The 26,738-nt window shown below is 47.1% G+C and carries 20 protein-coding genes and 1 riboswitch; of the genes, 16 read left to right on the top strand and 4 right to left on the bottom strand.

The annotated features are described in order from the left end of the window. The first annotated feature begins 1 nt into the window (after position 1). Both J2S36_RS01965 and J2S36_RS01960 read left to right on the top strand, forming a co-directional pair. Positions 2–253: a hypothetical protein gene (locus tag J2S36_RS01965; protein WP_309955000.1), complete on the top strand. Its 252-nt coding sequence runs from the start codon at positions 2–4 to the stop codon at positions 251–253. A 67-nt stretch (positions 254–320) separates the two neighbouring features. After that, positions 321–1,151: a DUF3159 domain-containing protein gene (locus J2S36_RS01960; RefSeq protein WP_309954998.1), complete on the top strand. Its 831-nt coding sequence runs from the start codon at positions 321–323 to the stop codon at positions 1,149–1,151. Positions 1,152–1,223: 72 nt separating this feature from the next. Here J2S36_RS01960 and J2S36_RS01955 read toward each other — a convergent pair whose 3' ends face one another. Both J2S36_RS01955 and J2S36_RS01950 read right to left on the bottom strand, forming a co-directional pair. After that, positions 1,224–1,928 (bottom strand): potassium channel family protein, encoded by a 705-nt coding sequence (locus J2S36_RS01955; RefSeq protein WP_309954996.1) that lies wholly within the window; start codon positions 1,926–1,928, stop codon positions 1,224–1,226. Then, positions 1,925–2,593, bottom strand: a complete 669-nt coding sequence (locus J2S36_RS01950; RefSeq protein WP_309954994.1) for a potassium channel family protein — start codon at positions 2,591–2,593, stop codon at positions 1,925–1,927. Before J2S36_RS01950 ends, J2S36_RS01955 begins: the two co-directional genes overlap by 4 nt. Positions 2,594–2,638: 45 nt before the next feature. Between J2S36_RS01950 and J2S36_RS01945 the strand changes: the two genes are divergently transcribed. The 14 genes from J2S36_RS01945 to dxs all read left to right on the top strand — a co-directional run bounded on the left by J2S36_RS01945 (position 2,639) and on the right by dxs (position 24,767). Next, positions 2,639–4,444, top strand: a complete 1,806-nt coding sequence (locus tag J2S36_RS01945) for an APC family permease (RefSeq protein ID WP_309954992.1) — start codon at positions 2,639–2,641, stop codon at positions 4,442–4,444. Between the two features lie 36 nt (positions 4,445–4,480). Beyond that, positions 4,481–5,740 (top strand): class I SAM-dependent RNA methyltransferase, encoded by a 1,260-nt coding sequence (locus tag J2S36_RS01940; RefSeq protein ID WP_309954990.1) that lies wholly within the window; start codon positions 4,481–4,483, stop codon positions 5,738–5,740. 104 nt (positions 5,741–5,844) lie between these two features. Next, positions 5,845–6,492, top strand: a complete 648-nt coding sequence (locus J2S36_RS01935; RefSeq protein ID WP_309954988.1) for an NUDIX hydrolase N-terminal domain-containing protein — start codon at positions 5,845–5,847, stop codon at positions 6,490–6,492. 167 nt (positions 6,493–6,659) lie between these two features. Next, positions 6,660–6,742, top strand: a riboswitch (ZMP/ZTP riboswitch). 84 nt (positions 6,743–6,826) lie between these two features. Continuing rightward, positions 6,827–7,309 (top strand): 5-(carboxyamino)imidazole ribonucleotide mutase, encoded by a 483-nt coding sequence (gene purE / locus J2S36_RS01930; protein ID WP_309954986.1) that lies wholly within the window; start codon positions 6,827–6,829, stop codon positions 7,307–7,309. Between the two features lie 241 nt (positions 7,310–7,550). Then, positions 7,551–9,053 carry an amidophosphoribosyltransferase gene (locus tag J2S36_RS01925; protein ID WP_309954984.1) on the top strand — a complete coding sequence of 501 codons (1,503 nt, stop codon included), beginning with the start codon at positions 7,551–7,553 and terminating at the stop codon, positions 9,051–9,053. A gap of 3 nt (positions 9,054–9,056) precedes the next feature. After that, entirely contained in the window at positions 9,057–10,100 is a 1,044-nt protein-coding gene (purM, locus tag J2S36_RS01920; protein WP_309954982.1) for a phosphoribosylformylglycinamidine cyclo-ligase, read from the top strand. A gap of 58 nt (positions 10,101–10,158) precedes the next feature. Then, on the top strand, positions 10,159–10,776 hold the full coding sequence (purN, locus tag J2S36_RS01915; protein WP_309954980.1) for a phosphoribosylglycinamide formyltransferase: 618 nt from the start codon (positions 10,159–10,161) through the stop codon (positions 10,774–10,776). A gap of 74 nt (positions 10,777–10,850) precedes the next feature. Beyond that, complete coding sequence (locus J2S36_RS01910; protein ID WP_309954978.1) at positions 10,851–11,549, top strand: IMP cyclohydrolase; 699 nt, start codon at positions 10,851–10,853, stop codon at positions 11,547–11,549. A 59-nt stretch (positions 11,550–11,608) separates the two neighbouring features. Further along, positions 11,609–12,793: a phosphoribosylaminoimidazolecarboxamide formyltransferase gene (locus J2S36_RS01905; RefSeq protein WP_309954976.1), complete on the top strand. Its 1,185-nt coding sequence runs from the start codon at positions 11,609–11,611 to the stop codon at positions 12,791–12,793. A 75-nt stretch (positions 12,794–12,868) separates the two neighbouring features. Continuing rightward, complete coding sequence (gene purD / locus J2S36_RS01900; protein WP_309954974.1) at positions 12,869–14,146, top strand: phosphoribosylamine--glycine ligase; 1,278 nt, start codon at positions 12,869–12,871, stop codon at positions 14,144–14,146. After that, on the top strand, positions 14,143–17,895 hold the full coding sequence (locus tag J2S36_RS01895; RefSeq protein ID WP_309954972.1) for a phosphoribosylformylglycinamidine synthase: 3,753 nt from the start codon (positions 14,143–14,145) through the stop codon (positions 17,893–17,895). Before purD ends, J2S36_RS01895 begins: the two co-directional genes overlap by 4 nt. Then, the gene (locus J2S36_RS01890) at positions 17,873–19,615 is read left to right on the top strand and encodes a formate--tetrahydrofolate ligase (RefSeq protein WP_309954970.1); all 1,743 of its coding nucleotides are present in this window, start codon (positions 17,873–17,875) and stop codon (positions 19,613–19,615) included. Before J2S36_RS01895 ends, J2S36_RS01890 begins: the two co-directional genes overlap by 23 nt. 400 nt (positions 19,616–20,015) lie before the next feature. Continuing rightward, positions 20,016–22,694: an aconitate hydratase AcnA gene (gene acnA, locus J2S36_RS01885; RefSeq protein WP_309954967.1), complete on the top strand. Its 2,679-nt coding sequence runs from the start codon at positions 20,016–20,018 to the stop codon at positions 22,692–22,694. A 171-nt stretch (positions 22,695–22,865) separates the two neighbouring features. Further along, positions 22,866–24,767 (top strand): 1-deoxy-D-xylulose-5-phosphate synthase, encoded by a 1,902-nt coding sequence (gene dxs / locus J2S36_RS01880; RefSeq protein ID WP_309954965.1) that lies wholly within the window; start codon positions 22,866–22,868, stop codon positions 24,765–24,767. A gap of 13 nt (positions 24,768–24,780) precedes the next feature. Here the strand turns inward: dxs and J2S36_RS01875 are convergent, their stop codons facing one another. Both J2S36_RS01875 and J2S36_RS01870 read right to left on the bottom strand, forming a co-directional pair. Beyond that, positions 24,781–25,983: an HRDC domain-containing protein gene (locus J2S36_RS01875; protein ID WP_309954963.1), complete on the bottom strand. Its 1,203-nt coding sequence runs from the start codon at positions 25,981–25,983 to the stop codon at positions 24,781–24,783. Further along, the gene (locus tag J2S36_RS01870; protein WP_309954961.1) at positions 25,980–26,579 is read right to left on the bottom strand and encodes a DUF3000 domain-containing protein; all 600 of its coding nucleotides are present in this window, start codon (positions 26,577–26,579) and stop codon (positions 25,980–25,982) included. Before J2S36_RS01870 ends, J2S36_RS01875 begins: the two co-directional genes overlap by 4 nt. Between the last annotated feature and the right edge of the window lie 159 nt (positions 26,580–26,738).

Genomic DNA, 26,738 nt, shown 5'->3' with positions numbered 1-26,738 from the left:
TTTGAACAATAATTTGAGCCGCTGGATTGATGGTGTGGGAGTAGTGCGTGCAATTTCGTATCCCGGAAAAAGTTTGCACCCAGCTGTGCGCGTGACCATCGACTTCAACGGAGAGCCATTACTGCTTGTGTTCCAATCGCAGACGAATCTGCGTGCAATTGATATTGGTCAGTCATTGTATGTGCAAGGAAACTGTGTTGTAACAGGTGCAATGCGGATTTTATACAATCCGTCCTATCGAATAGTTAGTTGAATGATATCTGTGTACAGCACGGCAGGTATCTCAACAAGGTGCGGGCATGTAGAATGAGTGGATCAATTTGAAAGCGGAAAAAGAGGAAGTAGCTACTGTGAATTTTGCAAGCAATCACGAAAATAATATCGCTCCAGATGCCGTCTCTGCAGATACACAAAGTACACCGGATCGTGGGCACGCTAGTGAGAGCAAGATTGCAAACTCGCAAAAAACAACGAATAGCAGTGTCGCGCTGATTCTCGGATCACAATTTGACGTGATGGAAGCTGTCGGAGGAATTCGCGGGATCGTGGAAGCAGTTCTCCCGACGCTTGCATTTTTGCTTGGATTTATGCTGCTTTCAGATCATTTGATCCCTGCCTTTATCGCGCTTGCAGTATGCGTGGTGTTCATTTTTGTGCGGCTGCTGCAAAGAATTGCAATCACACCGGCACTCGGCGGTTTGCTGGCAATGGGAATTTCAGTATTTCTCGCGTGGCGTTCAGGCGAGGCAAGCGATATTTTTCTTTGGGGAATTTTGCTCAATGCAGTGTACTTTTTTGTACTTGCAATATCCGTGCTCGTGAAATGGCCAATAATCGGCGTTTTCATCTCATTATTACAAAATGACGGGATGGGATGGCGCAGTCAAAACAATAGTTCTTTGCGGCGTTGTTATTACCAGATCACCTGGATTTGGGTCGGGGTATTTGCGCTGCGGCTGCTTGTGCAGTTACCGCTTTATTTTGCTCGCGCTACACAGATTCTAGGTTTTGCCAAACTGATCCTGGGACTGCCACTTTTTGCGCTCGCCTTGTGGTTCTCATGGTTGATATATCATGCTGCACGAAAGGCAGAGGTTAATTTCGGCGCTGCCGCAAAAGAAGCTGCTCCAGCAGCTGCAAATGATCAGTAAATCAAGGAGCAAGATCCGGTTAGCTTGCTCAGCAGCTGAATCCGACTGCTTAAATTGTAAAGATGGCGTTGATTAAGCAGAAGCAACAGGTGAATTTTCTAATTCTGTTTGCGCTGGACCAAAAAGTCTCGTCACTTCATCCATTTCAGCTTTACTGGCCTGATATCCCATGATGATCAAGCGGTCTTGCGCTACTAGCTGGATTGCTCCCTGAGCTGGCAGCGGTACTCCTTCACGGACAATGGCGGAAATGAAGAATGGCTCGGGGAGCCGTAAATCTACCAAACGATTGCCGATCGTAATCGAATCGGGAGAGACAACAGCCTGATACAATGCGCATTGCCCATTATCAAATTCGCTTGTTTTGATCAGTTCCCCAGAAGCGACGGCTTCATCGATCACCATTGTCATGATTTTTGGCGTGGAGACAGCGAAATCAATACCCCAAGAATCATTAAAGAGCCATTCGTTTGAAGGATTATTTACTCGCCCTACTACGCGTGGCACGCCAAATTCTGTTTTGGCAAGTAAACCGAGTACCAGATTTACTTTATCATCGCCGGTAGCGGCTACTACCACATCAAAATTTTCGAGGCCAATATCTTTCAGCGTTGCCACTTCGCAGGCATCAGCCAGCACCCAGTTCGCTTTTGGGACGCGTGCAATACGCATTGCGTGCGGATCGGAATCGATCAATGTAATTGAGTATTTGCGTTGGATGAGTTCTTGGGCAATCGAACGTCCCACAGAGCCTGCACCGGCAATCATTACTTTCATCGAGCCTCCTGGGTGAGCGGATGGTTGAGGATCCGTTGAATTGCGGTTGCTTGCCTGGTGGGCGCGGTGAGATAGAGTTCGTCTCCGTCTTGGATCACGAGATTTGCCTCAGGGATGATGGCTTTCGCTGCTCTGCCTAAATAAGCGATCCGGGCATTGGTAAGACGCTCAATTTCGGCACATGAAATGCCGTACCATGAGTGATGCAAATCAGCTAAAAAGAGCGAGATCTGATAGTTTGCATCCTGGAAAATCGTGTATGGACCAAAATCGATCAGTTTCCGGATCATTGATTCGGTAGTCCATTTCACTGTGGGGACGGTCGCGATCCCAAGCCGTTCGTAGACATTTGCACGGGAAGTATCGTAAATACGCGTGACCACATTTTCAATGCCGAAGTTATCGCGGACCACTCTTGCAGCGATGATATTTGAGTTATCACCGGAAGAGACGGCTGCGAATCCGGCGGCATCTTCGATCCCCGCCTGGCGTAGCGCGTCTTGATCAAATCCAATTCCAGTAACGCGCTGACCAGCAAAATTTTCCGGAAGCCGTCTGAAAGCGTCCGGATTCTTATCAATGATTGCAACTGAATGGCCAAATTCTCCAAGATCCAATGCAAGTGCTGCACCGACCCGACCACAACCCATAATGACGAAATGCACGTATTTAACGCTACCTTAAACTTTGGAAGAGCGTAACCTATTCATGTGTCAATTTATAAACACCAAGACTTTCATCCTCGTTTTGCGATATCTGCTGCAGCGATTTTGTTATCTGCAATAGTGGCAATCGTGCCGCAAATCGTACTTCGTCCGACCGCTGGGATCGAGGCCAGTTTCGCTGTGTTTCTTCCTGGATTTCTTGGATTTTTCATCTTCACCGTTTCGATTGCAGTGATTCACCAACTAAATCTGGTGGTGCCACGCAAACCGTCGCGGAAAATCGTCAGTGAATATCTCGGACACTCGCTTGGCGTAGCTACTGGTGCGGCACAGATTCTGGCGTATGCGATTTTGGTTGTCTTAGGTGTGGAGATCATTATTGGTGCGCTGCGCTTCATTTTTCCCATCGGAGCATCAAAATCGCTGCTCACAGCATTACTGGTAGTTATTTTCGCGCTTCCTACATTATTTCGTTGCCCGAAATGGGCGCCCGCTGCAATTATTTGGATCGCGCGCCTGGCAGCGTTTTGCTTTGTTTTTGTGATCAGCGTGGCATTGGTTTCTGAAGCCTTAGAAATTGGAGTTTTTCGCTCTCAGGTAACTGATTTTCCCGATACTTCTAGCGAGTTGAGTTACTCTTTGGCAGCACAAGTAGAGTCTTTCCTGGCAGCTTGTCTCCCTGCAGGGACGATTATTTTGCTTGGCGAGCGGATTCTGGTGGCGCCCGAGAATTGCCGGGTGCGGCTCAAACGCAGCATTCGTTTCTTTTTCCCGGTACTTTTGCTGATCGCGTTGACACTCTATATTTCAGTAATTTTATTCCATCCGTATCAGCTCGATGTGATGCCGATTGTGGCAATTTCAATGCTGGTATTGCCACGCGGAGTCACGTATTTTGTGCTTGGGATATTAGTGTGCTTAGGCAGTGCCCTCACTCTCAGTTCCTATTGGCAATTACCACGTATTTTGCGTGAAATGGCGTTGGAAGGCTTACTGCCAAATAAACTCGGGGTCCAAGATTCAGTAAATGCGCGCAGATTTATTGTGCTTGCGATCGCAATACTTGGCGGGTGCTCGACCTTCTTTATTTCGACGGCGCAGTCCTTGGCAATGATCTTTATTTTGGCTGCTTATCTCATTGCACTATTTACGTGTTTAGCGATGATCTCCCGTTCGCAGGCGATTTTACGCACTTCGCTGGTCGGTGATGAACGGCAGGATGCGAAGAAATTACGATGGATCTTTGGCGGATATTCACTTGTGCTGCTTTCAATTTCGGCAAGTTTCCTGATTATTTCTGTGAAATGGGTATTCTGGACGCTGATTTTGCTTGCTGGCCCGGTTCTTGTTTTAGGATTCTATAGTTTTGGGCGCGGACGGGTGAATCGTGCACTGAATGTTGAAGATTTTCTTGCAAATCGCGAAATTCCAACAAAAGTGCATGGTGTTATTTTGCTTTCGCAGTTAAATGAGGCAGCCTTGAAAGCAGTAGATTGGGCAAAAGCGATGCGTTTTGCTTCGACCCAGGCAATTTGTGTAGATATTGATTCAGTGCGCACAAAGCAATTGCGGAACGACTGGATCGATGCGGAGATCCCGTTAAGCTTGACGATTCTTGGTACACCTGCGGGTGCGCTGCGCGGTCCAGTGATTGAGTTTATCCAGTCTTTCAGGGCTCTGCATCCGCATGAGCCAGTAACAGTGATTCTTCCGCGAGTGATGGGCATGAATGCAATTTCACAACTTTTCGGCAAGCTTTATACACCAGGGATAGTCTCGCAATTGCGCCGCGAGCCGGGTGTAATGATTCTGGAAGTGCCCTATCTCGTTGATACGATTTCCCAAGACTGATTTCAAAAGCAAAACACGTACAGGTAAGGCGGTCGCATGCTTGAGGTAGGTTCGTTAGTTGAACTAGATATTGTGGATGCTGCTTATGGTGGCGAATTTATTGCCCGCTATGAAGATCTGGTGGTTTTTGTACGTGGCGCAATCATTGGTGAAAAGGTAATTGCGCAAATCACGAAGCAGCAGGCAAAGTTATGCCGTGCGATAGTGCGGGAAGTGATTAAAAGCGCCCCAAACCGGATTGTTCATCCGTGGCCGCTGGGTGCGGTTGAAGCAACGGGTGCTGCCGATTATGGGCATATCAAGCTTTCTGGGCAGCGTGAAATGAAGTCGCGGATGCTTGCAAATCAGTTACGGAGGATTGCGGGTGCCAAGATCAGTGCACAATTTAGTGCGCAGATGTTGCAGGTGGAGAGTGTTGAGTTTGGGCGTGATGGAGGGCTGCGCGGGAATCCGGATGCGCAAGGATGGCATTACCGGACCCGCATCGATGTGTTGAAGTTAGACACTGGTGTGGGCATGCATTTATTGCGTACAAATCAGCTGATTGCATTGCAGGAGATGCCACTGGCAACTCGCCGTCTGGATGAATTAGATTTATTTGCGGCGGCTTGGGATAAATATGTGCCGCCGAAAACTCGCATGCGCCTGGTGGCGCCGAGTGCTTCGCCAGTGATTGCAGTGATTGACGGGAAAACTTATCGCGAGCCAGGAATGCTGGTTGATCCAAAAATCAAGGAAGTGGTGCAGTACCGCGGAAAGAGTTATGAATACAAAATTGCGGCGGGAAGTTTTTGGCAGATCCACGAAAATGCCCCAAATTCTTTGGTCGCACACGTATTTGACGGGCTTGAATTACAGCCAGGTGACCGGCTCGTTGATTTATATTCTGGATCAGGGTTGTTTTCATTGATCGGTGCAGATTTAGTGGGCCAGCGTGGCAGCGTTCGCAGTTATGAAGGTGACCAGCGGGCTACTCTTTCAGCGCAGGAAAATTTACGGGCAATGCCGTGGGCAAAAGCGGAAGCGGTAAATATTCGTGCAGAAAATATTGCAAAGTTAGTGGCTGGTGCGGATTTTGTGATTGCCGATCCGCCGCGTGCTGGGCTTGGTGTGGATGCTGCGCAAGAATTGGCAAAATCGCAGGCAAAGAAAATTGCGCTTGTTTCGTGTGATGCTGCGTCGATGGCGCGTGATGTGAGTGCAATGCTTGCAGCCGGGCGGAAATTAGATTCTTTTACGGCAGTCGATATTTTCCCGAATACGCATTATGTTGAGACGGTGTGTATCTTTTCTTGATTCAGTTTTCGGAGAAAATTTCTGGTAGTGCAGATCTGTCAGTTGCTGTTGCGAAAATTGAGCAGGCTTCGCAGATAGTAGCCTGAGACGGTAGATTGGATGCTATGAGTAGTGCATTTTATCCTTCTGAACCACAGTGGCTTTCCTGGGCGAAAGAATTGCAGGCGCTTTCGCAATCTGGTCTGGCATATAGTCAAAATGCTTTTGAGCGTGAGCGCTATGAGCGGATTCGTGAGATTTCCGCAGAAATGCTTGCGGCATATGCAGCGGAAGAGATTTCGCTTGAAACGGTAAAAGCCTTGTTTTGTAATGAAGACGGATATCAGACTCCAAAGCTGGATTCGCGGGCAGTGGTTTATGACGCAGTTGCAGATAAGATGCTGCTCGTTAAGGAAAGCAACGGGTTATGGTCTTTGCCTGGCGGATGGGTAGATGTTGATGAAACTGTTGGGACGAATACGATCAAGGAGGCGCGTGAAGAAGCTGGGGTGGATGTGCGCTTAGAGCGTTTACTGGCAGTGTTGATTCGCGATAACCGTTCGAGTAATTCGTGGATCCATAATATTGTGAAAATTTTCGTTCTCTGCACTGAATTGAGCGGGCAATTCAAACCAAACCTAGAAACGCTTGATGCGCAATACTTCGGCGAAGATGAGCTGCCTGAAATATGTGAAGACAAGGTCACGACTGCACAAATCAAGCTTTGCTTTCAGGCGGCAAAAGATCCGCATTGGCAGCCAGTACTGGTGTGATGAGAGTTTGCAGGAAATATTATCAGCCGGTAAATAATGGTATTCACGTCAAAATTCACCACTTGTTTCAAATTGTGAAACGGGTGGTGAATTTTTCGTATCGAAATATGATACGAATTTATTTTATTTAGCAACTGAGCCGCTCACACTGTTAAATTAAGGGTGTCAACAGTTTTGGCGACTGACGGTTTGAGCTGAATTAACAGCATGAAGCCAAAGCTGATTCCTATCGTCCGTCTGGGTATAGTCAAATACTTTGCATCGATCCTGGAAATCTCAGAATGGATGCAACAAGTGCTCATAATTTGGGGGATTCGTGAAAAAAATTGGCATCGTGATGGGATCAGATTCCGATTTGCCGATCATTGAAAAAGCGATTAATTATTTACAGGAAACCGGTGTGGAATTCACCGTCAATGTATATTCTGCCCACCGTACTCCTGATGAAGCTATTTCCTTTGCACGTAATGCGCAGCAAAATGGCTATGGCGTGATTATTGCCGCAGCTGGGATGGCAGCGCATCTTGCGGGTGTGCTTGCGGCAAATACAATCCTGCCGGTTATCGGGATCCCCTGTAAATCAAAAGCGCTTGATGGTATGGATGCGTTACTCTCAACTGTGATGATGCCACCAGGGATCCCCGTAGCGACGGTAGGTGTAGATGGTGCAAAGAATGCTGCGATTCTCGCATGTGAGATTCTTGCCCTTGCTGATGCAGAACTTGCTTCAAAACTTGCTGCACAACGCGCTGAAAATACGTCAACGATACTTCAGAAAAATGCCGAAATAGCTGGCAAATATTCTTCGGTGCAATAGAAAGCAGTGATTATCTTGAGCGGCTTTCTTTTCGCTCAAGGAAGCAGCGAAAACTTGTGCCGGAAGAAGAATCGAAATTGTGAGTGATTTGCAAAAGCTGAACACGCGAGGCGCGTATTAAGTTCAGCATTTTGCATCAATCGCGATCATGTATCACACAAATTGCAGATGCATAGATTGAGCATTGAGAAATATTCGCTTCGGAAGATAGTCAAATATTCGAAAAGAACGGAATAAAATTATGGGCGGCTTTTTTGCGCTGACATCTCGTCGGCAGATCGAAGAAGATATCTTTTTTGGCACCGATTATCATAGTCATTTAGGTAACTATCGCGCAGGGCTTGCCCTCTGGGATGCTGAGTTTGGCTTCCAACGCGAAATCCACAGTATTCAAAAGGATTCTTTCCGTTCCCGGTTTGCAGATTTTCTTGCTCATTCGCGCGGAACTGCTGGGATTGGATGCATTGCTGATGACGCGCCATCCCCATTGATTATCTCCTCGCATCTGGGTGCTTATGCGATTTGTTTCGTGGGGGTAGTAAATAATCTTGACGTATTGCGTGATGAATTATTGCAACACAATGGAATACATTTCAATGCGCAAAGTGCAGCGCGTGTGAATCCCACCGAACTGATTGCAGCGCTGATAAATACGAAAGCAAGTTTTGCGGAGGGAATTAGATATGCGCAAAGCCGGATTGAAGGTACGTGTAATCTGGTATTGATGCTCGCAGACGGGACCCTCATTGCTGCACGTGACAGGCTTGGGCGGCTGCCAATAATTATCGGTAAAGATGATTCTGGATATGTGCTCAGTGTGGAATCATTTGCTTTTGAAAAGCTTGGTTACGAATATGCATACGAGCTCGGCCCGAGTGAAATCATGAAAATCACACCTGAAAAGATCACGCAGTTGGCTCCAGCTGGGCAGGAAATGAAAATCTGTGCCTTTATGTGGAACTACTACGGGTATCCCACATCCACCTACGAAGGCGTGAATGTAGAGATCATGCGGAATCGTAATGGTGAGATCATGGCTGAAAATGAAACTGATCCGGCACTTTACGAAAAATTGGATTACGTCTGTGGAGTGCCAGATTCGGGTACGCCACATGCAATGGGATTTTCCTTTCAAAGCGGTGTGAAATTTGCCCGCTGCTACATTAAGTACACGCCTACCTGGTCACGGTCATTTATGCCGCATATGCAGGGGTCACGAAACCGAATTGCGAAAATGAAGCAGGTGCCGGTGAAGGAGTTGATTGACGGAAAGAATATTTTATTCGTCGATGATTCGATCGTGCGCGGCACTCAATTGCGGGAAACTGTGGAGTTTTTGAAAGCTAACGGTGCGCAGGAAGTGCATATGCGTTCGGCGTGTCCACCGATGATGTATTCTTGCCCGTTCTTGAATTTTTCGGCTTCAAACTCGGAAATGGAGTTGATTACCCGTCGGATCATTATGGAATTTGAAGGTGAAGCAGGGTTTGCGCATATTGCTGAATATGCAGATGGGAAAACTCAGCGTGGCCAGAAACTGCGGGAAAGTCTGGCACAGCGCTTTAATTTCACCACTCTCGAATTTCAATCTCTTGACGGTATCATCAAGGCGATCGGAATTGATCGGGAAAAAATCTGCACTTACTGCTGGTCGGGAGATAAATCGGCATTCGGTACTCAGGGCGGGGCAGATCGTCTCGCACAGGGCGAATCAGTAACTGCACAACTAAGTGAAATGGAATAAATAATGCGCGATTCACAGTCATTAAGCTACAAGGATGCCGGGGTAGATATTGAAGCTGGCTATGAGGTCGTCTCGCGGATCCAGAAACATATCAAAACCACGATGCCGGAAAATGCGCAGTTCGATGGTGCAGGTTTTGGCGGGATGCTTCCGTTACCAGTTGCTGGGATGGAAGAGCCGTGTATTATTTCTGCCACTGACGGTGTTGGTACAAAACTAAAACTCGCTTTTTTGGCAGATCGGCATGATACCGTCGGTATCGATTGTGTCGCAATGTGTGTTAATGATGTACTTTGCGTAGGGGCAATGCCGATCAATTTTCTCGATTATATTGCGTGTGGGAAAAATTTTCCTGAAAAAATTGAGGCAATTGTAAAAGGGGTTACGGATGGTTGCCGTCAGGCTGGAATTCCGTTAGTCGGTGGTGAAACTGCTGAAATGCCTGGGTTCTATCCGGAAGATGAATATGATCTTGCCGGGTTCTGTAACGGGATCGTTGACCGGAAAGATGTGCTGGATAAAACGAGTGTGGCAGCAGGCGATGTGCTGATTGGCATTGCGAGTTCAGGCGTGCATTCAAATGGTTTCTCTTTGGTGCGAAAAGTTTTTGATTTAACTGATCGAGAAGTGCTTTCACGCCGTTATGCTGAATTGAATGATCTTCCCCTTGGTGAAGTACTGCTTACGCCAACCAAAATTTATGTGCCGTCAGTTGGCAAGTTACTCAAGGAAAAACTCGTGAAATCATTGGCACATATTACCGGCGGCGGATTTTATGAAAATATTCCGCGTTCCCTGCCCGCTGGCTGTGGGGTAGTGATTGAGCGAAACCAGCTACCGGTATTGCCGATCTTTGAATTGATCGCAAAAGTTGGCAAAATTTCGCAGCACGATATGTTCAATACTTTCAATATGGGTATTGGAATGACAGCCGTTGTGGCAACAGAAAATGTGCAAAAAGTGCTGACAAGTTTGCATGAAAGTGGCGAAGCAGCCTTCGTCATTGGTCATGTAGTCGAATCTGATAAATTAGTTGAATTTATCTAATTGACGTTTATCTTTGAGACAATCAAGCAGGTGGATGAAAGATGCAAGGTGGATTCTGATGACGGCAGCGAAAGCGCGAGTAGCGGTGCTGATATCTGGTGGGGGGACGAATCTGCAGGCAATAATTGATGCAGTATCCGCCGGTAATTTACCGCATGTGGAGCTAAGCTGCGTGATTAGTAATAAGGCTGATGCGTATGGGATCAAACGTGCGCAGGCTGCGAAGATTCCGGTGCATGTGCTGGAAAATGTGCCAAATGCGCAGGGGAAGAAAGCTTGCGAGGCGCAAATCTTGCAGATTTTGCATGAAAATCGGATCCAGTTGGTTGCACTTGCTGGTTTCATGGCAATTCTTAGTGCAGATTTTATTGCGCAGTGTCCAGCTCCGATCATAAATATTCATCCCTCATTGATTCCGGCATTCTCCGGTCCAGGATATTACGGCTTGCGGGTGCACGAAGCTGCTCTGGCAGCTGGGGTGAAAGTCAGCGGTGCAACGGTACATTTCGTGAATGAGATTTGCGATGGCGGAAAAATTCTTGCGCAAGATACGGTGCGGGTGCAAGAACTTGATACGCCGCAGAGTTTGCAACAAAGAATCTTGCATGAAGTGGAGCATGTAATATTTCCGCGCACAATCGAAGCGCTTTGTGCAGAAATTGTAAACCGGAAATAGCTGCATTTTCGTCTGTGTACCTGATGGTGCAATTGCTGGCGATATCGAAACCGAACGGGAAAGAAGAAAACACAATGCAAACACAGTCAATCACTGCATATTTAGGGAAAAAGAGCTATCCTGGCCGAACTTTGGCACTTGCTGTGAGTCCTGATGGGAAGACTGCTACGATCACATATTTCATTATGGGCAGATCGGCAAATAGTCAAAACCGGATTTTTGTCCAAGACGGAGATCTGGTTCGCACACAGGCTTTTGACGAAGCAAAAGTTGAAGATCCACGCCTGATCATTTATCCGGTTTATCGTCGTTTTGCAAATATGCATATTGTTACGAACGGTGATCAAACGGAAACGATTTATCAGGGTCTGGGAGCAGGAAAGCATCCGGTAGATGCACTATTAGAGCGTGAGTGTGAGCCAGATGCGCCAAATTTTACTCCGCGGATTTCGCTTATTACCACCGAGAGTGGCTATGAACTGAATCTGATCAAAGCAGCACAGCCTGATGGGGAGACTTCCGTTCATTTCGATTATAAATTCCCTTATTTGCCCGGCAGCGGACATTGTATTCACACCTACGGAGATGATGGAGATCCGCTGCCAAGTTACAGTGGCGAACCAACTGCTTTTGCCTATATCGAAAATATGGGCGAGCAGATTTGGCAGGCAATTAACTCCGAGTACAAAATCTCCTTACTTGAATGCGTGCTTGATTTAGAAACACACGAAATGAAGTCAATGAAAATTTGGAATAAACACATGGAGCGTTAATCCGCTCCTGGATGTACCAAAAGTAGACTTCATGAATTAAAAAAAAGAAAGTATTGCAGATGCAGACCCTCGAATTAAAATATGGAAATAATCCTCATCAAAAGCCAGCAAGTATTTTTATGGCTGACGGCAGTGAATTGCCTTTAACAGTGAAAAATGGGCGTCCAGGTTATATTAATTTGCTTGATGCGCTTAATTCGTGGCAGCTTGTACAAGAATTGCGCGAAGCTACTAGGATGCCTTGCGCGGCTTCGTTTAAGCACGTTTCGCCGACTTCAGCTGCGGTGGGTAAACCACTTTCCGCAACACTGAAAAAAGCCGTCTTTTGTGATGATGTGGCGCAATTAGATGCTTCACCGCTTGCTTGTGCATATGCGCGTGCACGCGGCACTGATCGACTATGTTCTTTTGGTGATTTTGTGGCATTATCTGATGTTTGCGATGTGACCACTGCAAAATTAATTCAACGGGAAGTTTCTGATGGCGTGATTGCTCCAGGATATGAGCCGGAAGCGCTCGAAATTCTGCAAGCGAAGCGTGGCGGGAATTATACTGTGCTTGAAATTGATCCAGATTATCAACCTGCACCGATTGAGCTGAAAACCGTCTTTGGAATCACTTTCCAGCAGGGGCGCAATGACCACAAAATCACGCCAGCGCTCTTCGAAAATATTGTGACTGAGTGTAAAGAACTTCCGTCAGATGCACAGCTAGATTTACTAGTTGGGTTAATCACTTTGAAATATACGCAATCCAATTCGGTTTGTTTTGCTTATGACGGTCAGGCGATCGGCGTCGGGGCAGGGCAGCAATCACGGATTCATTGTACTCGCCTTGCTGGTGGGAAAGCCGATACCTGGTTTTTGCGCCAGCATCCGGCAGTGCTGAATCTGCCGTTCAAGGCAGATTTACGCCGCGCTGATCGAGATAATGCGATCGACGGATATATTAACCAAAATGAAGCAGATGTGTGTGCCGACGGGATTTGGCAACGCTACTTTACTGCGCAACCAGAAAAACTTACGGCACAAATGAAGCAGGAGTATCTTGCGCAAATTCGGGGAGTGAGCCTCACATCAGATGCTTTCTTCCCATTCTCTGACAATATTAAACGGGCAGCTGCAAGTGGCGTCTCCTATGTGGCGCAGCCAGGTGGATCGATTCGCGATGATGCAGTAATCGATGAATGTAATCGTCATAAAATGGTGATGGTATTTAATCAGCTGCGGCTTTTCCATCACTAAAATGATGGAATAATACCATCTGGTGCGCAAAGTATTTACAGCAAAAATTTGTAGGGCAACAAAAGAGGCAAAACAGTGAAAATTGGTGTGATTGGAAGCGGCGGGCGTGAATACGCGATCATCAAAACGCTGCATACACAAAACCCGGAAGCAGAAATTCATGCCTTTCCAGGAAACGCGGCAATGAGTGAATTTGCGGTGATACATCCGCAAATCACCGCAATGGATCTTGCAGGCGTGCGTGAATTTTGCCTGCTGGAAAAAATTGATTTATGCATCGTTACCCCAGATGATCCGCTGATGGCGGGGATGGTTGATGAATTGGAAGCTGCCGGGATCGCATGCTTTGGTCCGCGTCGAGCAGGGGCATTACTCGAAGGATCGAAGAGTTTTGCAAAAGCTTTCATGGCTCGCCATCATATCCCTACTGCTGCTTACGAAAGTTTTACAGATTTTTCAGCAGCACTGGAGTATGTGCAAAATGCGCAATATCCATTGGTGATCAAAGCTGACGGTTTGGCACTTGGAAAAGGTGTGACGATCGTCGAAAATAAGGCCGCTGCTGAAACCACTTTGCGTGAGTTTATGCTTGAGCAAAAATTTGGTGCGGCAAGTTCCCAAGTGGTAATTGAAGAATTTCTTACTGGTCCAGAAATATCCGTGCTCACATTTTGCGACGGGAAAACGATCAAACCAATGCTTTCGGCAATGGATCATAAACGTGTATTCGATTTTGATAACGGGCCAAACACTGGGGGAATGGGCGTGATTGCGCCTAATCCGTGGTTTACTGCGGAAGTAGCGCGTGAATTTGAAACAAAAATCATGCAGCCAACGCTTGCCGGACTGCGCGCGGATGCATGTGATTTTCGCGGGTGTCTCTATTTTGGGTTGATGCTTACAGATACCGGGCTGAAAGTAATTGAATATAACGCACGTTTTGGGGATCCGGAAACACAAGCGCTGCTCCCGTTACTGGAAAGTAATTTGCTGGAAATTTTTCAGGCAGTTTCGCGCCAGGAACTTCGCACAGCAGAGGTTAAATTTACTGATTTGCATTGCGCTTGTATCGTCCTTGCAGCAGCTGGTTATCCTGAGAATCCAGAAAAAGGCAAAGAAATTGATTATGCGCCAGAAGTTGCCAAGAACCTGATCTTTGCGGGAGTAAAACGCAGTGCAGCAGGTAAACTGATCACCAACGGTGGGCGCGTATTAAACGTGCTTGGAACAGGGAAGACTTTGCCTGAGGCAATTTCGCAAGCGTATCAGAATGTTGCAAAAGTAGAATTTGCAAATTGTCACTTCCGCACCGATATTGGCGCAAAGGCATTGGGAATTGAGGAAGAAAAATGATTTACCGGATTTTTGTTGAGGCGAAACCTGAAACAAACACGTCTGCTGCCAATATTGCTGTTGAGCTGCGTGATTTTCTCGGAATCCAGAATTTAGAGAATGTGCGGATGATTAACCGCTATGATGTTGCGGGCGTGAGCGAAGAAGTTTTTGCTGCTGCCGTCACAAATATTTTAGCGCAGCCCCCTTTAGACGATTATTTCTCTGAACTCGAAATTCCTGCCAACTCAACAGCGTTTGCAGTCAGTTATCTGCCAGGGCAGTATGATCAGCGAGCTGATTCTGCTGCCGTCTGCATCCAAATGCTTTCCCAGGTAGATCAGCCTTTGGTGAGTTACGCGTGCGTTTATCTGCTTACTGGAGATTTAAGCACAGAAGATATTGCGGCGATCAAGAAATATTTGATCAACCCGGTTGATTCCCATGAAGTGAGCCTTGCAAAGCCAGATAGTCTCGCACTGCAAACCAGCCAGCCGCAAGATGTTCCGATAATTAGCGGCTTTACTGAGTATAAAACGGCAGAGTTAGAAAAGTACTTGGTAGATCATGCTTGTGCGATGGATTTGGCAGATTTGCATCTGGTCCAAAGCTATTTCCAATCGCTTCATCGTGATCCTACTGAGACTGAGCTAAAAGTAATTGATACCTACTGGTCTGATCATTGCCGTCATACTACTTTTAATACTGCCCTGGAAAATATTGAAATTGCTGATCCGCGCGTGCAATCCACATATGATGCTTATCTTGCGATCAAGAGTGAAATCAATCCGGAGCGTCCTGTGACGCTGATGAATATTGCGACGATGGCGATGAAACATTTGCGCCGTAGCGGGAAACTGGCGCAACTCGATGAATCTGATGAAATCAATGCTTGTACGATCAAAGTTACTGTGGATGTAGACGGGCAAGATGAAGATTGGCTCTTACTGTTTAAGAACGAAACACACAATCATCCAACCGAAATCGAGCCTTTTGGTGGTGCTGCTACGTGTATTGGCGGAGCAATTCGCGATCCGCTTTCTGGGCGCGCATACGTGTATGCGGCAATGCGAGTGACGGGTGCAGCCAATCCGCTTACTCCGCTTTCCCAAACACTGCCTGGAAAGCTACCGCAGCGGAAAATCGTCACCACGGCTGCTGACGGTTATTCTTCATATGGTAATCAAATCGGGTTGGCTACCTCATTTATTGATGAAATCTATGATCCATCGTATGCTGCTAAGCGGCTCGAAATTGGTGGAGTGCTGGGAGCTGTGAAGGCTGCTCAGATCCAGCGTGCAAAGCCACTTCCGGGCGATTTGGTAGTCCTTGTTGGTGGGGCTACTGGTCGTGATGGAATTGGTGGTGCAACTGGCTCATCGCGTGCACATAAGCTCGAATCAGTAGCTGAATGCGGAGCCCAAGTACAAAAAGGGAATGCTCCTGAAGAACGTAAATTGCAGCGGCTTTTCCGACGTCCGGAAGTAACGCAGCTGGTAAAGAAATGTAATGACTTTGGTGCAGGTGGTGTATGCGTAGCTGTTGGCGAACTTGCAGCAGGGCTCGATATCCGGCTTGATGCGGTGTACAAGAAGTATGAAGGGCTCAATGCGACAGAACTTGCTGTGAGCGAATCGCAAGAGCGAATGGCACTGGTGATTGCGGCAAAAGATTTGCCAGCTCTTGGAAAGTATTGCGGGGAAGAAAACTTGCGGTATGCCGTTGTAGCCGAAGTTACTGCCGAGCCAGTATTGAAAATGAGCTTTCGGGGTCAAGAGGTAGTGCGGCTGGAGCGTTCTTTCCTTGACACGAATGGTGCGGAAAAGCAAAACGATGTTGCAGTACCTGATTTTTCGAGTTTTAGTGCAGCTGAGGCAGAGTCAACTACTGTGCCTGCAGCAAATAGCTGGGGGCAGAGACTCGAAGCAATGATGCAAGAGCTGAATCATTGTGCTAAGGAAGGGCTGATTCAGCAATTTGATGCATCTATTGGTGCAAATACAGTGCTGATGCCCTTAGGCGGAAAATATCAAAAAACGCCGACGCAAGCGATGGTGCATAAACTTCCAGTATTGCGGGGAGATACGCATACCTGCTCGGTGATGGCTTATGGTTTCAACCCAGTTCTGAGCCGGATAGATCCTTATCGTGGAGCATATGAAGCTGTGGTTGATTCGGTTGCAAAGGTGATTGCAGTCGGTGGCGATTTAGCGCAAGTCCATCTCAGCTTCCAAGAGTACTTCCCGTCACTGGGGCAGGATAAAGCAAAATGGGGGATGCCGTTTGCGGCGTTAATGGGTGCATTCCAAGCCCAGTTGGATTTAGGGATGGCAGCAATCGGTGGTAAAGATTCGATGAGTGGCACTTTCGAGGATCTTGAGGTGATTCCAACGCTCGTGTCCTTTGCCGTCTCGCTGACGAAACTGGAAGCTGTGATCTCGCCCGAATTGAAGAGCGCTGGAGAGAAGGTTGTTTTAATCAAACCATCTGCAGGGAAGGATCCCTTGCGTTCGTATTTCCAGGAAGTGGTAGAATTTTTCGCCACCAAGAATGTGCGCAGCGCATATTCTTTGACCAATACTCCGCTTTTTGCGGCAGCATTCAAGATGGCTCTCGGCAATCGACTCGGCATCGAGTTCACCTCAGATTTCATGCCGGAAATGGGCTTTAGCAATATTTGTGGAGGATTCTTGGTTTCAGTTCCAGCGGAAGTAGCTATTACTGAACTTGCTGGGAATGAATGGCTTGAAGCCATCGAAATCGGTACCGTCATTACGCAATACGAGTTGCGGGCAAATGGCGAAAGTGTGCAAATAGATCAGATCCAGCAAGGTTATGAAGCGAAACTTGAGCCGGTTTATCCAGTACATGCCACAGAGAATCATATTGCAGCGGAGGATCATATCTATCCGGTGATTGAAAATGGAGGAGCGGTAAATAAGTATCGCGGTCCGCAAATTTCCCGTCCACGCGTATTGATTCCAGTGTTCCCTGGTACAAATTGCGAATATGATACGCAGCGTGCTTGGGAAAAAGCGGGCGCACAAACTCAGATTATCGTGATCAAGAATCTCAGTGTGGCTGATATTGAGCAAAGTATCGACGATTTTGCTGCGGCACTTGCCCAATCACAGATTCTTTTCCTGCCGGGCGGTTTCTCAGGCGGAGATGAGCCAGATGGGTCGGCAAAATTTATTACTTCCTTCCTGCGCAATGCAAAGGTAGCTACTGAAATCGATCGTCTACTCAATGAACGCAACGGATTGATTGGCGGGATCTGCAATGGGTTCCAGGCTCTGATCAAGCTCGGTATGCTTCCGGGCGGAAAAATTATGGAACCGAATGCGAATATGCCAACACTTGCGCATAATACTATCGGACGGCATCAATCCTCGATCGTGAATGTACGGGTCTGTAATAACACGAGTCCATGGCTGCAAAAAGTGCCATTGGGCGCAGTGTATCAGGTGCCGATTTCACATGGTGAAGGGCGGATTGTCGGCGATGTGCCAGAAAAAAATATTGCAACGCAATACGTTGATCGAAATGGCACACCTACTTCTAATATCGCGGTGAATCCGAACAATTCATACCTTGCAATTGAGGGGATTATCTCTGATTGTGGGCGTGTATTTGGGAAAATGGGGCACAGCGAACGGTTCAGTCAGGGTACCTATCAAAATGTGCCTGGCGAATACGATATGCAAATTTTTGCATCAGCCGTCGCATATTTCCAAAATCCAGAAAATGCGTCAGCTCGCAGTTGCTGAAAATCTTTGCCACAAGTGGAAACGAAAGAAGATAACCATGACTTTTCTCAGCGATATTGAAATTGCGCAGGCAGCGCAACCGCAAAAAATAACTGAAATTGCCGCAAAAAATGGCATTGGAAGTGAGCTTTATGAGCCGTATGGGCATTACAAAGCAAAACTAGATTTGGCTGCGATTGATGAAAATCGCATCGCGAATAATAAGCTTGTGCTGGTTACGGCGATGTCTCCGACGCCTGCTGGTGAAGGCAAAACCACTACCACGATCGGGCTTGCTGACGGTCTTGCGCAAATCGGGAAGAAAGTCTGCGTGGCATTGCGTGAGCCCTCACTTGGCCCTGTCTTTGGGATGAAAGGTGGAGCGTGCGGGGGTGGATATGCGCAAGTGCTCCCAATGGAAGATATTAATCTGCATTTTACCGGCGATTTTCACGCAATCTCGGCGGCAAATAATTTGCTTTGTGCAATGCTTGATAATCATATTTATCAAGGGAATGATCTTGCGATCGATCCGAAGAAAATAGTGATCAAACGCTGTGTCGATATGAATGACCGGCAATTACGTAATATCGTGGACGGAATGGGCAGAGCCACCGATGGTGTTGTGCGCGAAGACGGATTTGAAATCACCGTCGCCACGGAAGTAATGGCAATTTTTTGCCTTGCAAATTCACTGGCAGATCTGAAGCAGCGACTCGGAAAAATAATCGTGGCATACAATAAGCGGCAAGAACCGGTCACGGCGAATGATTTGCAAGCTGCGGGGGCGATGACGGCGCTGCTAAAAGATGCATTTAAGCCGAATCTTGTGCAAACTCTTGCAGGTACACCGGTAATCATTCACGGTGGCCCCTTTGCAAATATTGCGCACGGTTGTAATTCAGTAATTGCGACAAAGATGGCGCGCAGCATCGGTGATTACACGGTTACTGAGGCTGGTTTTGGCGCTGATCTGGGCGCGGAAAAATTCCTTGATATCAAATGTCGTCTCAGTGGGCTGCAGCCAGATTGTGCAGTAGTTGTTGCCACGATTCGGGCCTTGAAAATGCATGGTGGGATGGCGAAAACGGATCTTGAAAGCGAGAATCTGCCTGCCTTGCAGGCAGGTCTGCCAAATCTGCTGCGGCATATCACGAATCTTCGCGAAATTTTTGGGATGCCAGTTGCCGTTGCATTAAATATTTTTCCGACCGACACCGAAGCTGAAATCGAGCTCGCAACTGATGAATGTGCGAAGCTTGGTGTAAATCTTGTCCGTTCTGATGTGTGGGCAAAAGGTGGAGCTGGGGGAACGGAGTTGGCGCGCGAAGTGGTGCGTTTGTGTGAAGCTCAAACGGAACCAGTAAAGCTGCGATTTGCTTACGACCTGGATGCGCCGATCGAAGCGAAACTTGATGCTTTGGTGCGGAAGGTATATGGCGGAAAAGCTGTTGAAATATCTGCTGTTGCGCGTCGTGAGATTGCGCAGCTCACGGAGCTCGGATTTGGCGATCTCCCCGTGTGTGTTGCGAAAACGCAATACAGTTTTTCAGATGATCCGAAACTGTTGGGGGCGCCAGCTGATTTCCAGATACATGTGCGAAATGTGAAAGTAAATGCTGGTGCTGGATTCGTCGTTGCTTATGTCGGGACCTTGCTTACCATGCCTGGTTTACCGAAAAATCCTGCTGCAAATGCGATTGATGTTTCTGAGGATGGGAAAATTCTCGGCTTATTCTAATTTTTGGGTGCCAGATTTTGATCTGAGTTGTTGAAAATTAGGGACGGCGCGGGTTTACATTTGGAAATTCGCGCCGTTAGTTCAGCTTTCCTTGTGTTGCGATCACTAGCAAACAGTGCTGTTGCTCTGGCGAAAGCGTGGTCGGATATTGCTGGATGCGCCTTTGGATCTGAAAATACCCGGTAATTATTTGAGAAGCGCATTTTGCTTGCAAGATCAGCTTGGAAAAACGCGCGTATTTCCTTACGTAAAAGCTTTGGTTAGAATGGCAAATTAGTCTCTCGATATCAAGATAAGTGGTAGGGTGGTGCATAAGAAAGATGAAATCTCGCCAGTCCGTTCATCTGACGGAGGCGGCGAAATAATTTCTGGGAGATCCAGATTTTCAAGGAGCTTCACGATGAGCAAGAATACCTTTGGCGCAAAGCAAATTCTGCGTGTAGGATCAACCGATCACACCTATTACTCCTTAACGGCAGTGCCAGGTTTGGAAAAATTGCCATATTCGCTGAAGGTGCTTGCAGAAAATTTACTCCGCACTGAAGACGGCGCGAACGTAACTGAGGCCCATATCCGAGCGTTGGCAAATTGGGATGCGGATGCTGAGCCGAATCAAGAAATTCAATTCACCCCGGCACGAGTCGTGATGCAAGATTTTACCGGTGTACCGTGCGTGGTCGATTTAGCTGCGATGCGCGAAGCAATGCTTGCTCTCGGTAGCGATCCTGAGCAAATAAATCCGCTCAATCCAGCTGAAATGGTTATTGATCATTCAGTGCAAATTGATATTTCTGGGCGAAGCGATGCACTCACGCGAAATATGGATTTGGAATATCAACGCAATGCCGAGCGCTATCAATTCTTGCGCTGGGGGCAAGGTGCATTTGAAAACTTTCGGGTTGTACCGCCAGGTACCGGGATCGTGCATCAGGTAAATCTCGAATATCTCGCGCGTGTCACAATGGCTTGTGAAAAAGACGGTGAAATGCTCGTCTATCCCGATACTTGTGTCGGTACTGATTCGCATACTACGATGATCAACGGTCTGGGTGTGCTTGGTTGGGGAGTGGGCGGAATCGAAGCTGAAGCAGCAATGCTGGGGCAGCCCATTTCGATGCTGATCCCACAAGTAGTCGGTTTCAAATTAAGTGGGGAAATTCCTGCTGGTGCCACAGCTACCGATGTCGTGCTCACGATTACACAAAAGCTGCGTGAACACGGGGTAGTTGGAAAATTTGTCGAGTTTTACGGTGACGGTGTGGCACAAGTGCCGCTTGCAAATCGTGCGACAATCGGTAATATGAGTCCAGAATTTGGCTCTACTGCTGCGATTTTCCCAATCGACGAAATTACACTTGATTATTTGCGACTGACTGGCAGAGATGCAGCGAAAATCGCGTTGATCGAAGCCTATGCGAAAATACAGGGTTTATGGCATGATCCGAAGCGGGAAGTAAAATATTCGGAATATTTAGAGCTTGATTTGGCGTCCGTGGTGCCTTCGATTGCAGGCCCGAAACGTCCGCAGGATCGGATCGAATTGACGCAGGCAAAAGCTGCTTATCAGCTTGCCGAGCCGGCTTATCGGGCAGAAAATTCCACATCCGATCCGGTGAAAGTGCAACTTGCGAATGGCGAAAATACGCAGCTGCAAAATGGTGATGTAGTAATTGCCTCGATCACATCATGTACGAATACATCGAATCCATCAGTGATGCTTGCGGCAGCACTGCTTGCAAAGAATGCCGTTGATAGAGGATTAAAAGTAAAGCCGTGGGTAAAAACTTCACTTGCGCCAGGATCGAAAGTAGTAACGGATTATTATGCACAAGCCGGACTTTGGCCAGCATTGGAATCCCTCGGATTTAATCTTGTTGGATATGGGTGCGCAACATGTATTGGCAATTCGGGGCCGTTGGCGCCAGAAATAAGTGCAGCTGTAAATGATCATGAACTTACCGTCGTCTCTGTACTTTCAGGGAATCGGAATTTTGAAGGGCGCATCAATCCGGATGTGAAAATGAATTATTTGGCGTCCCCGCCGTTAGTGATCGCTTATGCGCTTGCTGGCACAATGAATTTCGATTTTGCAACGCAGCCTTTAGGGCAGGATTTTGACGGAACCGATGTTTATCTTCGCGATATTTGGCCTGATCCGCAAGATGTGCAAAAAACTATCGAAGTGGCGATTGATGCGCAAATGTATGCTCGTAATTATGATTCCGTCTTTTCGGGCGATGCAAGATGGCAAGCATTGGATACGCCAGCAAGTGAAATCTTTACCTGGAATGAAGAATCTACTTATATCCGTAAGCCCACTTATTTCACCGGATTAACTATGGATCTTACGCCGGTAGAAGATATTTTCAAGGCACGAGTACTTGCAAAACTCGGTGATTCGGTCACCACTGATCATATTTCACCAGCTGGAGTAATCAAAGCCGATTCGCCAGCCGGAAAGTATCTTTCCGCTCATGGTGTAGAACCGAAAGATTTCAATTCGTACGGTTCACGGCGGGGGAATCATGAAGTGATGATTCGGGGTACTTTTGCCAATATTCGCTTGAAAAATCAGCTGCTCAATGGAGTTGAAGGCGGATATACAATGAATTTTTTAACTGGTGAGCAAGAAACTATTTTTGATGCAGCACAAGCATATGCGAAAGAAAATGTGCCACTTGTGGTGATTGGTGGGAAAGAATACGGATCTGGATCATCGCGCGATTGGGCAGCCAAAGGGACTGCACTACTTGGAGTGAAAGCTGTGATTTGCGAATCATTTGAACGGATCCATCGCTCGAATCTGATTGGAATGGGTGTGCTTCCACTGCAATTCCCGGAGGGAGAAAATGCGGAATCGCTCGGTTTGGATGGCACTGAGGAAATTTCAATCACCGGGATCAGCGAACTGAATAAAGGAATCACGCCGCAAAATGTAGTTGTGTTAGCCGTCGGAGCTACCGGAAAGCGGATTGAATTTGCTGCCAGAGTGCGTATTGATACGCCTGGTGAGGCAGACTATTATCGCAATGGTGGAATTTTGCAATACGTATTACGCAACCTTGCAAGAACGGACTGATCCGTTTTTGTACTTGCCGATTGGGTGCTGTGAATCAGCTGCATTGATTCGCCGCACCCAATTTTCTGATCCCGAAAAATGAAACTTTGCGTTAAATTGCATAGAATAGGAAAGAAATTTTGTGCCATGCCGCGTGATGGTGAATCGATATTTGGTGAGTGAGGCGTACGGATGAGCATACTGAGCTCAATCGATAGACCAGCAGATTTGAAAAAACTACCGGCATCTATGCTGCCAAAATTAGCAGCTGAAATCAGGCAATTTTTGATCACGAATGTCGCCCAGACCGGCGGGCATCTCGGACCGAATCTCGGAGTAGTAGAGCTTACGATCGCTTTGCATCGCGTATTTGATTCACCAGCTGATGCAATAATTTTCGATACTGGTCACCAAGCTTATGTGCATAAAATTTTGACTGGACGCAAAGATTTTACAAATCTGCGTCATGCAGGTGGACTTTCCGGATATCCCTCACGCGCAGAGTCAGTGCACGATGTGGTTGAAAATTCACATGCAACAACATCGCTTTCATGGGCAGATGGGATCGCTCGTGGGAAGCAACTTGCGAACGATCCACATTGCGTAGTTGCCGTCATCGGAGATGGTGCTTTAACTGGCGGAATGGCTTGGGAAGCGTTGAATAATATTGCTGAAGATCCGAATCGTCCGATCGTGATTGTGATAAATGATAATGGGCGTTCATATTCACCGACTGTTGGTGGATTTATGCGCCGCTTGGATGTAGCTCGCAAACTCGATAATATGCGGGTAAATAAAAAGTATGAAGAGTTCCTCGATTGGGGTAAAGAACAGCTGCAAAATGCTGGAAATCCGGGAAAATTTGCCTATGACGCCTTGCGCGGCTTAAAACACGGGTTGAAGGATGTCTTTTTTGATGCAGGTATTTTTGATTCACTCCGGCTAAAATATCTTGGGCCAGTTGACGGACATGACATTACACAACTATCCGAAGCTTTTACAATGGCAAAGAATTATGGTGGGCCAGTTGTGGTGCATACAGTTACCGAGAAGGGGCGCGGATATAAACCGGCAGAAGAAAATACTGAAGATCATTTTCACGCAGTGGGGGTGATTCATCCGGAAACTGGCTTGCCAGTAGTCGCATCACGCTTTGGTTGGACGAAAGTATTCGCTGATGAAATCGTGCAGCTTGCACGCAAAGACAAACGGATCCTTGGCGTGACGGCTGCAATGATGTATCCAGTGGGTTTGGCTCTGATGCAGCAAGAATTTCCGCAGCGGGTAATTGATGCTGGGATTGCCGAACAGCATGCGATCACAATGGCAGCAGGATTGGCGCACAGTGGATATCGGCCAATAGTAGCGCTCTATGCAACCTTTTTGAATCGCGCATTTGATCAGTTACTCATGGACGTTGCATTGCATCAGGCTCCCGTCACTATTTGCCTTGATCGTGCTGGAATCACCGGTGATGACGGTCCTTCCCATAATGGGATGTGGGATTTGGCGATTGGGACGATCATACCAGGCTTGCATCTGGCAATTCCGCGAGATGAACAGCAGCTGCGTAAGCTTTTGCAAGAATCTGTAAATCTTGCAGCGCCTACTGTGATCCGTTATCCGAAAGGAGAATTACCACTGCCTTTGCCAGCACTTCGTACAATTGACGGTGTAGATTTGATTTACGAAGCGAATACAGATGCTGTAGATGAATCTTTGCTTATCGTGAGCTACGGGCCAATGGTGCAAACAGCAGTGGATGCGATTAAATATTTGCCTGAAAATCTTCCAGTGAAAATAGTTGATCCGCGTTGGGCATTACCGATTTCTGAATCATTGCTTTCGCTTGCAAGTACTGCGAAAGCCGTTGTAACGGTTGAAGATGGTATTGTAGCTGGCGGTATTGGCACAGAAATATCGCGAATTTTGCGTGCCCGGGGAGTCTTTACTCCAGTGGTTAATCTTGGAATCAGGAAAGAATTTTTGCGCCACGATTCACGCGAGTCACTGCTGCAGCAGCAGGGTATCGATTCACCTGCGCTTGCAAAAACAATAAGTGATATTTTCAAATCTGAAAATATCACTTTGTAATGACGCTGATAAATCATTTAGCTGCAGCGAGGATGGCTTGTGCACACTGCTCGATTTGCCATGGTCGAGCGCCTAAATCGGAAAGTTTCTCGCTTAAATCTGTGGCTGAAGCCCAACCGCTCCAGGCGATAGACTTTTGTACTTTCGGTTTGAGCAGGATATCTTGCCGAATTCCTAAATCTGCCGCGAGCTGGAAAATATTAGTACGAAGTGCGCTATAGCGTGCTGCTGCTGGAGGATTCTTCGTTGCCCATGTGGAGAGATGCGGAAAAGGCTGATGTTGGGAAACATAGTTTCTTTCTGGTAAATCTTCTGTTTTGATTTTCCATGCAGCAGCGATTGCTTGCCAGATGTTTGGGGCAAATTCGCGTAATGATCCGCGTCGAAGCAAAGTTGAATGTGTAATCTCGCCAAGCGAGCGTGGTTTACGTCGTGCAATTTCACCCAAAATTTCACTTCTGATCAGTTTGCTTGGCGCAATATCACGTGCACATGCCAACTCATCCCGCATTTGCCAGAGGTTTTTCAGCATTGCTAAAGCGCGTCGGTCTTTGATCTCAATGCGGTTCGCAATTTTGCGCCACGGTTGCTGTTTCGGTGCGGGTGGTTTACTTGTGCGGATTGCTTCGCATTCTTGCAAAAACCATGTATCACGTTTGGCATCGTGGAGCATTTGTGATAATTCGTTGCGTAAATCGTGTAAAAGAGCTACATCAAGCGCAGCATATGCACGCATCTGCGCCGGAATCGGGCGCATTGACCAATCCGAATTTGAATGTTCTTTTGCCAGCTCATATCCGAGTAGATGCGCAATAACTGCTTTTAAAGAGACTTTTTCAAATCCGAGTAAAAGTGCTGCCATTTGGGTATCAAAAATACGTTTTGGGAATAAACCTAGTTCTGCCAGTGAAGGTAAATCTTGTGCTGCATCATGTAGAATCCATTCTTCATCCATGAGTTTAGCAAGCGGGAAAAGTTGATCTTCAATTCCAACTGGATCAAGCAAGATGATTTTAGAATCAAATCGTTTGATCTGCACCAGATAAGCACGATCCGAATAACGAATGCCGCTTGCGCGTTCAGTATCAACCGCGAAAGGACCAGTACTCTTCGCAAGTTCTGCCAGTTCTTTGGCTAAATCATGATGCGTTACCTGCGGGATTCCGCCCTCGGGGACGGTGAGCAAGATGGGTTCAGAATTATTGGAGAGAATCAAATTCGTTCCAATCTTCGCGGAAGCGCAGCAATCTTTGCTCCTTCTGGCGGTAATCCGCTGAGGCGTTCAGCAAAATGTGCCCAAGCCAGTAGATGTTCTCCTAAATATGGTGTGGACGGTGTCCATGAGGCACGAACTTCAAGTTCAACTCGTGCTGTGTTGAGCATTAAACCGCCAAAGGTTTCATTGAATACACGGGTGACGGTGCCATTGAGTGAATGAAATGAGGCATGTAGGTCAAGCAGCGAATCGTGCAGCCAAGACCAGGCAACTTCTCCGAGAAGCGGATCATCGCCCATTTCATGATCCATTGGCGCGCGGGCATGAAGAATAATCCGAAAATCTCCATTCCATGCAGTTTGCCCAGCTGGATCGTGAAGTACTACAAATTTAGTTTCTCCCCGATAACACTCAGGATCTTTTACTTGTGATTCATTTACTTCAGCTTGAAGTGCTACTGCCCAGGGAGCGATCCGAGTTGGCGCAGGAATCTGCGTCAGATGAAACTCAGGACGAAAAGTGTGCCCCTTGAGTGAGTCAAGGGCAGTAACAAAATCCTGCGGAGGTGCGTCTGGATGATTTTCAGCTGTAACCACACACTAGACTTTAACGGCAGTTTCGCGAAAGAATATCAGGCGCGCCGCCAAAACACACATTTTTGGCGCTAAATGACGTATAAAATCGAGTGGATCGAAACAAATTAGGGCGCAAGCTATCTGGAAATAACTGCCGCAGGCGATGTTCCTGATATCAGT

The sequence above is a fragment of the Arcanobacterium hippocoleae genome, assembly GCF_031456295.1.
Lineage (GTDB): Bacteria > Actinomycetota > Actinomycetes > Actinomycetales > Actinomycetaceae > Arcanobacterium_A > Arcanobacterium_A hippocoleae.
The sequence above is the reverse complement of the archived record's forward strand: the minus strand, read 5'-3'. Positions and strand labels throughout refer to the sequence as shown.

Excerpts from the sequence above, each read along its gene's own strand:
- J2S36_RS01955 (WP_309954996.1), bottom strand. The coding sequence starts at position 1,928 with ATGAAAGTAATGATTGCCGGTGCAGGCTCTGTGGGACGTTCGATTGCC.
- J2S36_RS01940 (WP_309954990.1), top strand. The coding sequence starts at position 4,481 with ATGCTTGAGGTAGGTTCGTTAGTTGAACTAGATATTGTGGATGCTGCT.
- J2S36_RS01935 (WP_309954988.1), top strand. The coding sequence starts at position 5,845 with ATGAGTAGTGCATTTTATCCTTCTGAACCACAGTGGCTTTCCTGGGCG.
- J2S36_RS01925 (WP_309954984.1), top strand. The coding sequence starts at position 7,551 with ATGGGCGGCTTTTTTGCGCTGACATCTCGTCGGCAGATCGAAGAAGAT.
- purM (WP_309954982.1), top strand. The coding sequence starts at position 9,057 with ATGCGCGATTCACAGTCATTAAGCTACAAGGATGCCGGGGTAGATATT.
- purN (WP_309954980.1), top strand. The coding sequence starts at position 10,159 with ATGACGGCAGCGAAAGCGCGAGTAGCGGTGCTGATATCTGGTGGGGGG.
- J2S36_RS01910 (WP_309954978.1), top strand. The coding sequence starts at position 10,851 with ATGCAAACACAGTCAATCACTGCATATTTAGGGAAAAAGAGCTATCCT.
- J2S36_RS01905 (WP_309954976.1), top strand. The coding sequence starts at position 11,609 with ATGCAGACCCTCGAATTAAAATATGGAAATAATCCTCATCAAAAGCCA.
- J2S36_RS01895 (WP_309954972.1), top strand. The coding sequence starts at position 14,143 with ATGATTTACCGGATTTTTGTTGAGGCGAAACCTGAAACAAACACGTCT.
- J2S36_RS01890 (WP_309954970.1), top strand. The coding sequence starts at position 17,873 with ATGCGTCAGCTCGCAGTTGCTGAAAATCTTTGCCACAAGTGGAAACGA.
- acnA (WP_309954967.1), top strand. The coding sequence starts at position 20,016 with ATGAGCAAGAATACCTTTGGCGCAAAGCAAATTCTGCGTGTAGGATCA.
- dxs (WP_309954965.1), top strand. The coding sequence starts at position 22,866 with ATGAGCATACTGAGCTCAATCGATAGACCAGCAGATTTGAAAAAACTA.